Source organism: Thermoplasmataceae archaeon (assembly GCA_038729425.1).
Classification (GTDB): Archaea; Thermoplasmatota; Thermoplasmata; order Thermoplasmatales; family Thermoplasmataceae; genus B-DKE.
Genome location: JAVYSB010000001.1, coordinates 218,739 through 233,331 on the forward strand (window position 1 = coordinate 218,739; position 14,593 = coordinate 233,331).

The window sequence follows — 14,593 nt, forward strand, 5'->3', positions numbered from 1 at the left end:
TATGCTTGAGTATATGCTCATATAATTCCTCCGACGTAGGCGCTTATAATACCAAAGATCAGGTTTGGATAAACACCCAGGACAAAAATGACTATGGTCACTGATGCAAGTATCGCTATCTCCTTTCTTGATGCGTCACTGATCTTACCCAGAGTTTCGTTATATGGGCCATAGAGGGCGCGCTGGGCAGTCCATATGTGGTAAGAAGCAGTAATTATCATGCCCAGTATGAGAAGGAAGATCAACCATCCCACAGTTTGAAAAACTCCGGCAATTATTGAGAATTCCCCTATAAATCCGGCAAGTCCCGGAAGGCCAAGTGATGCAAGAAGTCCTCCAAGTAGAAAAGACGAAAGCCACGGCATCTCTCTGTGTATTCCCCCCATCTGGTAGATGTTTTCCTTGCCTGTCCTTTCACTTATAAAGTATAAAGTCGAGAAAACTAGAGCCATAATAATTCCGTGAGCCACAATCTGGAATATTCCGCCAGAAAGTTCGATGTTTCTAATTGACAATGAACTGTCCAATATTCCGGCAGAGAAAGCAATAACCACAAACCCCATGGCGGAGGCGCTGGCATACGCCATCATCCTCTTAATGTTCATTTGGAACATGGCTGTAAAGGCAAAGTAGAGCAGACTGATTATGCCAAGAGCGATCAGCACCCAGAGCACCGCAACAGGGATTGTAGTCGAAATTGGAAGGAGGATTCCAAAGAGACCATAACCGCCCATCACAGATAGTCCGCCTGCGAGCATCACTGTTGCAGGATAAGGAGAAGTTGTGTATGAATCAGGGAGCCATGAATGTAATGGGAAGGAAGGGAGTTTCACGAGGAATCCAAGCATGAATCCGAAGAGCATAAAACCTTTCCAAAAGACAGGCAGGTACGCAGAATTATTTATGAAGGCTGGGTTAAGGAGCGTAGCCATTTGCAGAGTGAATACTGTCGATCCTGAGTATCCATAATAGAAACTGAACAGCGTAAGGATTGAAAGTAGGATGAAGACGGAGCCGATGTGAGTGTATACGAAAAATTTCAGCGATACCGTATCTTTTCTCTGCCCGCCATATCTTCCTATGATGAAATACATTGGTATCAGGACCACCTCCCAGAAAATGTAGAAGAAGAGGAAGTCTCTTGACAGCAGTATTCCGAATAGACCGGATTCAGTTAGGAGCATCAAGCCGTAGAATGTTGCTTTATACTCCTTCTTGTCAGCAATGAGAATGGATACAAGAGATACTATTGATGCAAGCACAAGAAGTGAAATTGTCAGTCCGTTGACACCAATGGAAAAATAAATTCCTATTCCGGGTGCGAAGGCGTAAGAGTTTATTGGCGTCAATCCACTGGCGCTCCTGCTCGGAAATATAAGGATCGCATAGGCAACAGTAAGGACCATGATTGTGGCCGAGGATATCTTCGAAAACGCCCCTGCATACTTTCCCATAAAGAATGCAACGAATGAAAGAACGATGAGTGCAAGGAAAATCGCAAGCATATACATCAGAAAACACCCCCAATTATCAATACCAAAAATGCAAGGGTCATTCCAAGTATTATGACGAGGAAATAATTCTCAACAAGTCCGTTCTGCATTTTCCTTAGAAACGAACCGAAACTGAGTGACTCCTTTCCAAATTTCTCTACACCATTGTTATATGTGAATTCTGCCCCGGCTATTGAACCGGAAACAGGTACTATAGTCCTCTCAGCGATAACCCTTGTGAACAGGTAATCAAGGTAAAACTTCTGCTTTACTGCACGGTATAAAACGTTCCTGGAGACATCAATGTGTTTCCACCTTTCTGTACCGTACAAGATGTATGTTATCAGAATTCCGAAAAGGGCCAATATCAGGGGGATGTACTGTATTATCCCGGGAGCACTGTATACTATTGTAGCACTTGGGGCGAGAGTCTTGTAAACAGGATAAATGAAGTTATAGAATCCGCCCTGGAATATTCCAAGAATTAGGGAAAACGCAGCCAAGAAAAAGAGTGGTATAAGTGCGATCAATGGTGCATCACGAGCATGCTCCGCAAGATGAGATCTTGGTTTTCCCAGTGCGACAAGGAAAAACATCCTGAAAGTGTAAACCGCTGTGAGGAAAGCCGCAACAGCCAGGAAAATCCACGGAAGCATATAAAGCAGGTTTCCATTTGACAATGCGAAATATTCCCACGCAGCGGCTATTATTGCATCTTTGGAAAAGAAGGCAGCTGTTGGAGGTATAGCAGCAAGCGTGATAGCCCCTATGAACATCAGGGAAATGGTAAATGGCATTCTGCGCCAGAGTCCTCCCATCTGTTTTACGCTTCTGAGGTCCATTAGTGAAATCATAATTGCACCTGCGGACATGAAGAGCAATGCCTTGAACATGGCATGAACCACCAGCTGGTATATGCCAAGTGAGACGCCTATTGATCCGATCAGTCCAGACAGCCCGATTGCGGCAAGCATATAGCCTAGCTGACTGATAGTGGAATATGCGAGTATCCTCTTGATGTCATTCATCACAACGCCAAGGATTCCCGAGAACAGTGCAGTGAAAGCTCCAAGGACAGCAACCACAACAAGGGAATATGAAGGTGCTACCTGATACAGTGGAAAAACCCTCGCTACCAGATAAATTCCCGCAGTAACCATGGTCGCAGCATGAATCAAAGCAGAAACAGTTGCAGGACCCTCCATCGCATCAGGTATCCAAACATGCAGAGGAAATTGGGATGATTTCCCGGCTACTCCTCCAAGGAACAGCAATGTTATGATCCCAAGATTGGTAGGGCCGATTGCACTTATAAAAGCTGATTGAGTTGAAGGATTGGTTGCTAAATTGATGAGCAGCGGTATGCTAAGCGGACTTTCGCCGGGAGAAAGGAGTGTGGAGCTTGAAAGAGACGTGTAGAGTAACGCTAGGCCTATGAGGAAAAGCAAGTCACCCACTCTTGTTACAATGAAAGCTTTCTTAGCGGCTGAAGCTGCGTTTGGTTTGAAGAACCAGAAACCTATCAGCAGGTATGAACAGAGACCAACAAGCTCCCAGAAAAGGAAGAAGAAAACAAGATCAGACGACTCGACCAGACCAAGCATTCCAGCGGTGAATAGCGAGGTTTCCGCGAAGTAAACATGCCTGTTCGGGTCGTCTTTCATGTAATAAATTGAGAATAACTGTATCATCAGAGATACAAACGATACCATGAGAAGCATGATAAGCGTAAGGTTGTCAACGTATATTCCGAAATTTATATTGGCGAACCAGTGATAGCTGTTGTAAATCGTACCATTAGCACCCACGTAAAAATAAGTCAGGACGGAGAACAGCAGAGAGAGCCCGATCATTGAAGAGGCTATAATTCCCGCGGCATTTTTTCTGTATTTTCCTATGAACAGTGCTAGTGGGAAAGAAATCAGAGGCAATATGAAAATTAACCAGGCGTATATGTACATTTTTTACCACCTAATCTCCCTCAGGAGAGATAGAGAGACTCTGCCGTATCTTCTGTAAATTGCAGTCAGCAGGCTTATCCCGATGACAGATTCAGCAGCGGCTATTGCAATTACAAAAAGTGCCAAAATAAGCGGAGTAACGTTGCTGAAATCCATCGCAACGCCAACCAGGTTCAACATAGCCGCGTTGATAAGTATCTCAATGGAAATGAGCATCTTGATCCCTATGTTGGACGTCATGATCCCGTAAAGTCCCGCGACAAACAGTATCATGGAAATTGAGCTTACAATAAACAGATCCATCAATTTTCCCTCCCTGCTATGTAGAGTGCACCGACTATGCCTCCTACGAGAATCATTGATATAAGTTCGAAGGGGACAATGTAAGTACTGAAAAGTCCCTCGCTTATAAGTAAAATTGTCTGGGGTTGTGGAGTGAATGTGAACTTTGCACCGGATATCTGAATGACCTCATACAGGAAAACTATAAGAAATACTAGGGAGACTGCGAACGCTCCTTTCTTATTCAATTTCTTTACCTCCAGTTAGCATGAGGGTGAATATTAGGAGCGTAACTGTAGCACCAACATAAACGAGAAGTTCCATAGCTCCTACTATGCTCGCTCCGAGAAAAATAAATGTCGCGGAAAGCGTGAAGAGGAACAGCATGAGCCATACTGCAGAATGAAAAAGCCTGTTTGAATTAACCGCCAGTGCTGCGAGGACTATCATTATTATGCCGAGGATGATCATTATTATTGTGTCGATCATTTGATAACCTCGTTTTCCTTCATTGCAAGCTCTTCTGGGGAATACGTGAAGCTGTTTCTCGTCCTGGATGTCTCAAACTCCTTTGTAAGATATATTGCCTCTGTCGGGCATATCTCTTGGCAGTTTCTGCATACAGTACAGGTGCCGAAATTAACATCTGGGTAGATCTTCCTCTTGTTTCTCGGATTTTCCCTCTCAACTTTTTGCATACTTATGCTTTGATTCGGGCATACCTGTTCGCACAGTGTGCACCCTACACATTCATCCAGATTGAGGAATATCCTAAATCTAAACCTGTCAGGCAAAACCTGTCTCTCTTCTGGATATTGAACTGTTACGGGCTTTTTGAAGACATATTTCCCAACAGTTCCAAGACCCCTAATGGTTCCAATAAGTGGAATCCTTCTCTTTGGTTCCTTGACTTCTATCATAGTCCCCACCCCAGCGTAATGATCCCAGTCAGGATCAAATTTATGACTGCAATCGGAAGCAAGTACTTCCAACCGAAATTGACGAACTTGTCTATCCTTATCCTGGGCATTGACAGCCATATGGTGAATGATATGATCACCAAGATCCAGGCCTTTATCAGAAGCCATATAAAGCCAACGCTTGATTCCAGTGGTCCACTTGGTCCACCAAGGTATAGCGTGGCAACTATAAGGGAACCTAGGAATATGCTTCCAAACATTCCCACGTAGAACAGACCGAACCTCATACCGGAGTACTCGGTAGTAGAGCCGGTAATTAACTCACTGTCACTTTCGCCCATATCAAACGGAGAATATGAAGCCCTTGCAATCATGGACACAAAGAACACAAAGAGCCCGATCGGTTCCAGTATTCCGTAAGGAAGAAACTCGCTAGACAGAATTGACTCTAAACTCAGGGAACTTGGTGTCCTCGCAGATGCCATCATAACGATCGCTATCACTGAAAGCATCATGGGCACCTCGAATGATACGTCCTTTGCAACGGCTCTCAGCGATCCGAGAATAGCATACTTGTTGTATGAGCTGATTCCAGCGAGAAGTTCGCCAATTGGCATTATTGATATAATCGCGAAAAGAAGAATAATAGTAACTTCAGAATGGGTAATTGTGAAAGATCCAAGGTAGTAAAAACTGCCATATGGAAGTATTGCAAAAGCCAGCATCAGCCCCATAAACACCACAATTGGAGCCAACTTATAGGGCAGATCATCCCTGCTCTTTGGCAAGATGTTCTCTTTTCCTATCAACTTGAAGACGTCTGCAATGAGCTGAAAAACCCCAAATTTCCCGACCCTATTTGGACCGATTCTCTGTTGCACCCTCGCCATGTACTTCCTGAATACATATATTGCAACGATGATGCTAAGCGCTGCAAAAATTATAAGGAAGAGTGTTTCAAAGAAGTAGGCTAGAATGTAGGAAAGGTAGTGCCCAAGCGGCGAGAAAAATTCCTGCAGCCTGATTAATATGTTCATCTGTCTATCTCCCCGAAAACCAGATCAAGTGTAGCCGACGTGGTGATCATATCCGCTATCATCGTATCTTTTGAAAGAGGCCTCAGTATGGACAGGTTTTTGAGGGCAGGGCTCCTGACCCTGACTCTATAGGGCTTGACGCCGCCATCTCCAACGATATAGACACCAAACTCACCTTTCGAAGATTCCGTTCTGGCGTAAACTTCCCCTTCTCCCCTAAGCCTGATCATCAGAGATTTCTTTGCTTTCGGATTAAAGTAAGGTCCGTCAGGGAGTTTCTTGATAGCCTGTTCCACAATTTTCTGGGACTGCTTTATCTCCTCGAATCTTACCAGCACCCTTGCGAGGCTATCTCCCTTATACGATACGGGAATGTCAAAATTGACCTGATCGTAAACAAGATATGGTTCTGCTTTCCTAACATCATATTCGACGCCTGACGCCCTTAATACGGGCCCCGTCACTCCGTAATTTATGGCGGTATCTCTATCAAGAATCCCTATTCCTTTGGTTCTGGAAAGAAATACATCATTTTTCATGAACATGTTGTAAAGATCTTTAAGGCGCTTCGGAAATTCCTCAAAGAACTGCTCTGTCAAGGTAATTGCTCTCTCCGTGATATCCTGATAGACGCCACCGATGCTCATGTAATTAACCTCCTGCCTCGCACCAGATACCTCTGTGAAGACATCGAGAATTTTCTCTCTTTCCCGAAAACAATGGAAGAATGGGGTTAGCATTCCAAGATCCAGACCTATTGCGGCAATCTCAACAAGATGTGCTGCTATACGCTGCAGTTCAGCCATTATGACCCTGATCCATTTCGCACGTTCTGGAGGTTCTATATCAAGTAACTTTTCAGCTGCTTCTAGATAGCCTACTTCCATATTCATTGCGCCGACGTAATCCATTCTGTCAAAATATACCAGGTTGTCCGCAAAATATGTCATTTCACACAGCTTCTCGGCGTTACGGTGAAGATACCCTATTATGATCTCTATATCCTTTATTATTTCGCCGTCAAGCTTTGCCTTGACTCTTAGTACGCCATGCATTGATGGGTGATGAGGCCCAAAATTCAGTTCTACCCATTCCCTCTCCGGCTCCATCACCAGCCACCCCCTTCATCAAAAGTTGCATAGTCGTTCCCTTCTTTGTCTACGTTTATGTACTGTGCTTTCTTGAGGTCATAATTCTTCCTGAGAGGGTGACCTACCCAATTTTCCGGAAGAAATAGCCTCTTGAGATCTTTGCGACCTTCGAAAATTATGCCCATGAGATCGTATTCTTCTCTTTCATCCCAGTCCGCACTGTGCCAGAGATCTACGACACTGGGGATCTTATAGTCTCTAGTCTCGACCTTAACAACCACATATTGGTTTTCCTTTAAAGAGTGAAGATGATAAACGACCTCCATGTAGTCCTTTCGGTCCACGCCTGTAATGAGGGACAGGTGTTCATACCCTTTGCTTTTGAGGTCTTTCATAAGGTCTAGAAAATTCTCTTTTGACACCTGAATTATTTTTCTTCCATCCTTTCCAACAGACTCTCCGATTATCTCTACCGTATAATTCACCTCTCTGTCTCTCCCATAATCTTCTTCTGGAGAGTCATTATTCCATAGGTAAGGGCTTCTGGTGTTGGAGGGCAACCGGGAACGTAAACATCGACTGGTATGACCCTGTCAACACCAAGAACGACTGAGTAACCTTCCCAGTATGGTCCGCCTTGTATTACGCAAACACCCATTGCAATAACATATTTGGGATATGGCATCTCGTCGTATATCCTTCTTATACGAGGAGCCATTTTCTTCGTTACCGTACCGGAAACAATCATAAGGTCGGACTGCCTGGGGGAATTCCTGAAGATTTCACTTCCGAATCTCGATATATCCAATTTTGATGCCTGTATAGCCATCATTTCAATGGCGCAGCAAGCAAGGCCAAGTGTCAGGGGCCACAGGGAATACGTCCTTCCCCATTTGAGCGCGTCTTCAAGCTTTGTAGTGAATATTCCTGGTTCTCCAGTCTTCATCTGAGCCACTCCATATATCCTTCCTTAAAGGCGTAAAAGACGGCGAAAAGAGGCATTGCCAGGAAGACGAGCGTATCGATAAAGGCACCTAGTCCAAGTGTCTTAAAGTCGAATGCCCATGGGAACAGGAGTACCATATCAACATCGAACAGTACAAATAGCAGAACAATTATGTAATACTGTATGTTTACAAATTTTCCTATTTCACCCCTTGAAATCTCGCCGCTTTCATATGTCTCCAGATATGCCTGGTCTTTCACCGGGGGACTATTAACATTGACCATGTTTGAAAGAATGTCGTTTACCTTGAAGCTCACATGTCCACTTTTCCCGAATCTGTTCTGACTCAGAGATGGCAGGATAGCAAACAGAGCAGCCATACCAATGATAAGCAGGATAAGCGTTATCAATAGGGGTATGTACCCGTAAAGCATAGGCAAAGTATTGTTACACGATATAAGTATATTTCCTCGAATATTTAGCGCTTTTCCCGCATACTTGAGCGTAATTTGGTATATGTGAAAGAATCGATTAAAAGAGTCCGCAGATAAATTAAGGCAGGTATCGATCTTTAAGAGCCCTATATGCTGAGATCACGTCTGATGGATTAAATGGCCTCCCGGTAACCATTTTAATCTTAGCAACAATATTTTTCTCGCTGACCTTACCTGGAGTTTCCGAGATTATTTTCCTCAAGACAGAAACAATGTCGTCCATAGACATGGGAGTGATCTCTTCCATGCCAATTATATCAACTGCCAATTTTTTCTTGGAAAGCATTATCTCTATTGCCCTCTCAATGACATCCCTAATCCAGCCTCTCTCGCCAGCAATCCTGAGCAACTTGTAAAGCTCGTTCATCTGCACAGTGGATTTGTACTTTTTCTCGAGTTCGGGTATGGTCTGCAAAAGCAGCCTGGCTGATATTTTTGGATTTCCAATTAAACTGCAAATCTCTTCAAAGTCGTTTGACCTGAAGGTGTTGACCAAGACCATAGAATCCTGCTTTGAGATTCCATATTTGCTGGATATCTCTCCTATCTTTTCTTCTGGGGATTCAGGGACTTTCCCCGACATTTCCTCGATATAGGACCGGTTAAGCGATATGACTGGAATATCAGTTTCCGGATACATCCTTTCCCGTCCCGGCATTGGCCTTAGAAATCCAGTTGTTCCTTCATCAGTGGGAAATCTTGTTTCCGTGAGATCCATACTTATCAGTTTTGAAATCCTGCGGAATATCTCCTGAAACAGCATTTCCTTCATTTTTTCCGGGCATGATATTATGATCGCCGCGTCTTCCCTCCCCTTATTCAGGATATTATAGACTCGTTCAGCCTCCTCCGCTGTTATACCGTAATCAGGAAGCTCGTCGGAATGAAATAGCCCCTTAATTCCGTATCTCTTTACCAGATCTGAGATTTCCTTTCCCATCCTGAAAGACCCGCTTTTCATCAAACCAGCCATGCCCTTGAGAGGGCAGCCATATACCCGGTTCCCAGAAGATATGTTTTGCGAAATTATTCGCGAACTTGTATTGGATAACAATTCGGTCAAGTCGCTTATTTTAGGTGATATTCTGTAATACTCAAGGTATTGCTGTGTCCTGTGGGATATCTCGAGCAATGCCTCCTGCCTTTCGAGCTCATACCTTATTACGTCAGGGATCAGGGAGAGCTTTTGAACGCCCTTAATTTCCACCCTGCCAAAACCGAATGAAACGTTGACGTCCTGTCTAATGGCATCTACTGTCATACGCGTCAAACCAGTGGCCTGGACAAAATACCCTATTGCCCTGGCCGTTTCCACTGCATGATCTTCGTCTATAATATCAGGTTCTGTGGCTATTTCAATAAGCGGAATACCAAGCCTATCTAGGGAGAATAGGTTCACACCCTTTTCCGCCTCGAGAAGCCTGGCCGAATCTTCTTCCAGACAGACACTGGTGACCCTGACATCTCCACGGGATGTTGAAATGGAACCGTTCATGGAGATAATCGCGGTTCGCTGAAATCCGGAGGTGTTAGATCCATCAACAACTACCTTTCTCATAAAAAAAATGTCTTCGAGCACCTTTGACTTAAGAGCTAGGGAAGCAATGACAGCGGCATCCATTGCCTTTCGATCAACCGCATGAGGGGGTTCTTCATCATATTCTACTAGACATGAATTATCTGTGGCAGAATATTCTGCGGACAGATTTCTTTCCATCTCATATCTGGCGGCCTTGTCTATGGAACCCATCTCACTAGAAGTTGCAACAAGCTTGCGAGAGAATCTGAAAATCTCAGAGCCGTGAGATTCTGTAGGGCATCTGCAGAATAGTTTTCTCCCCGACACCTGAAAGTGTATCTCGAGGCCAATCTTCATTTTACTTCTCAGATCGTATGTTTTTGCAGACATGTTCAAACCAGCCCCTCGAATGATCCTGCAAACTCCCTTTCAATAATTTCGCCACGAAGGTTTAGCTGCATAATGTCCTTGAACTGATCGTCATTGAAGTTACCAAGTACATACATTGCCTTTACCAGCGCTACCTCTGGAAGCATATTGTGCAGCGGAATTACGCCAGACTCCAGAAGTTCTCTCCCTGTGGAATAAACATTAAGATTTACCGCCCCATTCAAGCACTGGGACGTCATCATGACTTTCTTGCCGGCCATGACAGCCTCAGATATAACTGGCATGAGGCTGTGGGATACATGACCCAGCCCAGTCCCCATCAGTATAGCTGCCTTCTTTCCTTCGATTGCCCTTTGGAAATCTTCAGGAGAATATGACGGGTAAAAGTAAATCAATGAAACTGACGGTTCCAGCTTTGCCATCAATTCATTCCGATCTCCCACCTTCGTGTAAGGTGAGTTAATGGTGACTTTCCCTGACTCATAGTTCCCCAGTTCCTTCTCCCCAAGGCTCCTGAATGCGTCTCTTCTGCTGGTATGCATTTTTCTGGTCCTTACGGCACGATGTATGGAAATCCTGCTATCAGAAAGGCTGTCATGCATGGCAATCCCAACTTCTCCAAAATCTGTTGTGGCCAGATGAATAGCTCCTTCGGCGTTCAGGAAAGCGTCACTGCTTGGCCTGTCCGAGCTTCTCTGCGATCCAACAAATATTATGGGCCCGGTTTGTGAAGAAAACATGAAGCTGATTGCCGATGCGGTGTACGTCATTGTATCAGTACCGTGGAACACTACACATCCATCATTTTTGTCAAGCCCATTCTTAATTCTTTTCGCTATGCCGATCCACTTATCCGGGGTTATGTTCTCACTCAAGATATTGTCTATGGTCTCAGCGTCGACATTGATTCCTTTCACCTTATCTGAAATAAAGCTTACGTCCTGGGAAGGGCTCACTGCCCCCGTCTTGTAATCTACTTTGCTGGCTATTGTGCCCCCTGTAGCCAGAAGCGAAACTTTCTTTGAACTGTTGCTCATTCTTTTGGCAGGAGACACCGCCTGCATCGTTGGTGTGGAATTACCGTTTTCTTCAAATCTGGATTCAATGAGGTCCATAGATTCAACTGGAATGACTATGTTATAACCATTTGACAGCTTCACGGTAACAAGCGCACCGTCAAAGTGGATGAAAAGTCCCTCGTATACATTTCCAGAATAGGAAAATTTCAGGGAAGTCCCGAATTTTATTGCCGACATGTCCGTCATAATTCAAGCCCTTGATTTGGTAAATGCTCCTTTTATTTATAATGGATTGCCGTCCTTTTGTGTCTAGAATAGCTTTTTCTGATCTTGACCCTTTCCAATCCGGAGTCCCAGTTCCATGCCAAGGCTAATAGCGTTCATTGGAGCATTCCCCTCGTGATGGTTGTTAAAATAAATAAAGATGTCATCCCCTGTTGATACGGATTTCTTAATAGTCGCGCTCAGTTCCCGAATCTCATCCATATTGTAGAGATACTTGTATTTTGACATTCCTTCGTCTTTGCTCTCCCACTGTGCCACATTTCGCCCATGCAACCTTATGTATTTTGTCCCAACCTCGAGACTGGATAAATTGGCCACGGGTGTGTCAGTACTGACTGTTCCAATTCCCATATTTCCAAGAGTTTCAGACGCGGATCTGAGTTCCATATCAGAGTTTCTGAGTTCTACGAAGTATTTGTATCCCGAAGAATCCAGATTTCCTAGAAAATCCGTAAAATCGTCCCAGTAGTTCATGGAAAGTCGTGAAGACATCTGAATCAAGCAGGCTCCTAGTTTTCCGGCTGAATCCATTTCACCTAAGATTTGCCTTTCAAAATCGACCGCCTTGTTTACGCAGCTCTTCCTGTCGCTGAAAAACAGATCGTGCGTTATGCTCCCGGGCATCTTTATGGAGAATCTGAAATCCTTCCTGTCTCCGACCTTTTTGCACCAAGATTGCACGATCTCCTTCTCCGGATTGCCATAGAATGTACTGTTTATTTCCACTGAGTTGAACATCTGAGAGTAGTATCTTAGCTGGTCTCTGATATAGGATGGATAAAATACCCCGAACCATTCCTTGTAGTTCCAACCGGAACAGCCCAGCCATATCATGTATTCACTTTGATTTCAGAATTTCTCTTGATATTATGACCTTCTGAATCTGATTCGTTCCTTCGTAAATCTGAGTTATTTTCGCATCACGCATATGTCTTTCAGCGTCAAAGTCAGTAGTGTACCCGTAGCCGCCAAAGAGCTGGAGACAATCTGTTGTTACACTCATGGCCATGTCCGAGGAGAAGAGTTTTGCCATCGAAGATAGTCTAACCGTGTCCTCGTGTCTTTCCATGGCCAAAACTGCAGCGTCTATCAGATGACGCGACGCTTCGATTCTCGTAGCCATGTCTGATATCATGAACTGTATCCCCTGAAAACTGGAAATTGGCTGGCCGAACTGCTTTCTCTGTTTTATGTACTCAACTGCTTCGTCAAACGCCCCCTCTGCGATTCCCAGTGCCTGTGCGGCTATTCCTATTCTTCCCGCGTCGAGCGTTTCCATTACTACCTTAAATCCACTATTCAACTCCCCAACGATATTCTCAGGAGGCACTTCAACGTTATTGAATACAAGTTCGACTGTGCTTGATCCCCTTATTCCCATCTTGTGGATATCCCTGCTTATTTCTAAGCCGGGCGTATCAGCATCAACAACGAATGTAGAGATTCCCCTGTAACCTTTTGATGGATCAGTGACCACGTCTACAACATAGAATTCCGCAAGCCTCCCATTTGAGATGAAAATCTTGTTCCCGTTTATCACATATTTTCCGCTTTTTTTAATGGCAGATGTCTTGATAGAGGCCGCATCGCTACCGGATCCGGGCTCAGTAAGAGCCAAACCACCCACGGATCCACTGGCTACCCGTGTCAAATAACGCTTCTTGATGGATTCGTCACCGAACAACAGCACAGGTTCCGCAAATAGCGTCAGTGCTCCATCAAGCACCAGTGCGGTGCTTGGACAGGCTTTCGAGAGTTCTTCAATAACCTTGACAAGAAAGCGAAAACTGAGTCCTGCACCGCCATACTTTTCCGGGATATAAGTTGCAAAGAGTCCAAGCTCCTTCATTCTGTCGATAAGGGCCTTTGGCACCTCCATTTCTTCGTCTATCTTCTTGGCCAGAGGCTTTACCTCTTCCCTGGCGAATCTGGCGACGTATTCAAAGACCTCATTTTCCTGATTGTTAAGTAACGAATATGCCATAGTTGCCCATGTAATGTCAAATAAATAACTTATCGGGAACCCTATTTTATGTTGGTTTGAGCATTGAAAGGTAAGGTCTGCGCAATAAACGCACAAACACTAGTTGGTGAAGAAAATAAAATGGAAGAGAAAATCTATTCAACTGAAACTATTTCTTTCTTGAGAGTCTCGAGAAGATCTGGTGGGATTCTGGCGACCTGTTCGTATTCCTTCTTGCGGGTTTCAATAAAGGCATTTTTAGACCTCGTGAATCTGGAAACCTGTGCTCTGCTGAACTTAAATTTCAGGTACTGTAGTGTTGATTCAAGAACCTCTGTTGATCTACCTGATTCCGGAGTGGCCTGGATCTCAGCGCTGTCGAACACCAGGAAAACAGTCTTCTCTATTCCTGCTAGCTTGGGCATTTCCCTCAGCAGCTGATCCTGATCTGATATTTCTATGAACATTGAGACGCTGAGGACGCCATTTGAAGGCATGAGGTCCTCGTATATCCCTATGAGGTGTTGTACTTCTTTATAATCCGTGACATTCTCAAGGAATACCATTTCGGTTATCTGATTCAGGATGATATCTTTGTGTTCGAAGAGGAAACTGAACGTCCTGGTTGTAATCCGGCGCTTTCTTTCGAATTCTATTACTTGCCTATTTATCAGTTCTCTCTTTGTTTTATAAGCTGAAGGAGAGAGTATCTCTCCGGGTTGTATGAATACTGACATATTTATTGCTTCAATTTCGCGAGAGTATCTTCATACTTCTTAGCGTGCGCTTTTTCCGCTTTAGTTAAGATCTCAAACCAATGGGCTATATCCTCAAAGCCCTCTTCCCGGGCGACCTTTGCAAAGCCTGGATACATCTGGCTATATTCATATGTTTCACCTGCTATTGCGGATTTGAGGTTCTGTTCGGTAGTTCCAATAGGTTCTCCAGTGACTGGGTCTCCTACTGCCTTCAGGTAATTCATGTGCCCAAAGGCATGTGCTGTTTCTCCATCGGCGGTTGATCTGAAAATCTGGGAGATCTCCTGGTTCCCCTCTTCATCGGCTTTCTGTGCAAAGTAAAGATATCTTCTGTTAGCCTGGCTTTCACCCGCGAAACCTGCTTTCAGGTTTTCAAGAGTCTTGCTATGTTTAAAGTCCATTTTTTCACCGTTTGCCAATTGAATGAGAGTATAA

Annotated in this window: 17 protein-coding genes; all 17 read right to left on the reverse strand. The window is 44.3% G+C overall.

From position 1 onward, the window contains the following. Positions 1-17 precede the first annotated feature (17 nt). The gene (locus QW597_01070) at positions 18-1,511 is read right to left on the reverse strand and encodes an NADH-quinone oxidoreductase subunit M (protein MEM0155180.1); all 1,494 of its coding nucleotides are present in this window, start codon (positions 1,509-1,511) and stop codon (positions 18-20) included. Further along, positions 1,511-3,454 (reverse strand): NADH-quinone oxidoreductase subunit L, encoded by a 1,944-nt coding sequence (locus QW597_01075; GenBank protein ID MEM0155181.1) that lies wholly within the window; start codon positions 3,452-3,454, stop codon positions 1,511-1,513. The genes QW597_01070 and QW597_01075 overlap by 1 nt, the downstream gene beginning before the upstream one ends. 3 nt (positions 3,455-3,457) lie before the next feature. Beyond that, positions 3,458-3,757 (reverse strand): NADH-quinone oxidoreductase subunit NuoK, encoded by a 300-nt coding sequence (nuoK, locus tag QW597_01080; protein ID MEM0155182.1) that lies wholly within the window; start codon positions 3,755-3,757, stop codon positions 3,458-3,460. Further along, positions 3,757-3,984 carry a hypothetical protein gene (locus tag QW597_01085; GenBank protein ID MEM0155183.1) on the reverse strand — a complete coding sequence of 76 codons (228 nt, stop codon included), beginning with the start codon at positions 3,982-3,984 and terminating at the stop codon, positions 3,757-3,759. The genes nuoK and QW597_01085 overlap by 1 nt, the downstream gene beginning before the upstream one ends. Then, positions 3,977-4,225, reverse strand: coding sequence for an NADH-quinone oxidoreductase subunit J (locus tag QW597_01090; protein ID MEM0155184.1), 249 nt, complete (start codon positions 4,223-4,225; stop codon positions 3,977-3,979). The genes QW597_01085 and QW597_01090 overlap by 8 nt, the downstream gene beginning before the upstream one ends. After that, a complete protein-coding gene (gene nuoI / locus QW597_01095) occupies positions 4,222-4,656 on the reverse strand; it encodes an NADH-quinone oxidoreductase subunit NuoI (protein ID MEM0155185.1) in 435 nt (144 codons plus the stop codon). Before nuoI ends, QW597_01090 begins: the two co-directional genes overlap by 4 nt. Then, entirely contained in the window at positions 4,653-5,693 is a 1,041-nt protein-coding gene (nuoH, locus tag QW597_01100) for an NADH-quinone oxidoreductase subunit NuoH (protein MEM0155186.1), read from the reverse strand. Before nuoH ends, nuoI begins: the two co-directional genes overlap by 4 nt. Continuing rightward, on the reverse strand, positions 5,690-6,802 hold the full coding sequence (locus QW597_01105) for an NADH-quinone oxidoreductase subunit D (protein ID MEM0155187.1): 1,113 nt from the start codon (positions 6,800-6,802) through the stop codon (positions 5,690-5,692). Before QW597_01105 ends, nuoH begins: the two co-directional genes overlap by 4 nt. Continuing rightward, positions 6,802-7,269 (reverse strand): NADH-quinone oxidoreductase subunit C, encoded by a 468-nt coding sequence (locus tag QW597_01110; protein ID MEM0155188.1) that lies wholly within the window; start codon positions 7,267-7,269, stop codon positions 6,802-6,804. The genes QW597_01105 and QW597_01110 overlap by 1 nt, the downstream gene beginning before the upstream one ends. After that, positions 7,266-7,730 carry an NADH-quinone oxidoreductase subunit B gene (locus QW597_01115; protein MEM0155189.1) on the reverse strand — a complete coding sequence of 155 codons (465 nt, stop codon included), beginning with the start codon at positions 7,728-7,730 and terminating at the stop codon, positions 7,266-7,268. Before QW597_01115 ends, QW597_01110 begins: the two co-directional genes overlap by 4 nt. Beyond that, complete coding sequence (gene ndhC / locus QW597_01120; GenBank protein ID MEM0155190.1) at positions 7,727-8,164, reverse strand: NADH-quinone oxidoreductase subunit A; 438 nt, start codon at positions 8,162-8,164, stop codon at positions 7,727-7,729. The genes QW597_01115 and ndhC overlap by 4 nt, the downstream gene beginning before the upstream one ends. Before the next feature lie 118 nt (positions 8,165-8,282). Next, positions 8,283-10,133, reverse strand: a complete 1,851-nt coding sequence (gene gatE, locus QW597_01125) for a Glu-tRNA(Gln) amidotransferase subunit GatE (GenBank protein MEM0155191.1) — start codon at positions 10,131-10,133, stop codon at positions 8,283-8,285. 2 nt (positions 10,134-10,135) lie between these two features. After that, on the reverse strand, positions 10,136-11,398 hold the full coding sequence (gatD, locus tag QW597_01130) for a Glu-tRNA(Gln) amidotransferase subunit GatD (GenBank protein MEM0155192.1): 1,263 nt from the start codon (positions 11,396-11,398) through the stop codon (positions 10,136-10,138). 63 nt (positions 11,399-11,461) lie between these two features. Continuing rightward, positions 11,462-12,271 carry a DUF72 domain-containing protein gene (locus QW597_01135; GenBank protein MEM0155193.1) on the reverse strand — a complete coding sequence of 270 codons (810 nt, stop codon included), beginning with the start codon at positions 12,269-12,271 and terminating at the stop codon, positions 11,462-11,464. A gap of 4 nt (positions 12,272-12,275) precedes the next feature. Then, the gene (locus tag QW597_01140; protein ID MEM0155194.1) at positions 12,276-13,421 is read right to left on the reverse strand and encodes an acyl-CoA dehydrogenase family protein; all 1,146 of its coding nucleotides are present in this window, start codon (positions 13,419-13,421) and stop codon (positions 12,276-12,278) included. Between the two features lie 134 nt (positions 13,422-13,555). Continuing rightward, positions 13,556-14,137, reverse strand: a complete 582-nt coding sequence (locus QW597_01145) for a DUF3501 family protein (GenBank protein ID MEM0155195.1) — start codon at positions 14,135-14,137, stop codon at positions 13,556-13,558. A 2-nt stretch (positions 14,138-14,139) separates the two neighbouring features. Next, a complete protein-coding gene (locus QW597_01150) occupies positions 14,140-14,559 on the reverse strand; it encodes a rubrerythrin family protein (GenBank protein ID MEM0155196.1) in 420 nt (139 codons plus the stop codon). Between the last annotated feature and the right edge of the window lie 34 nt (positions 14,560-14,593).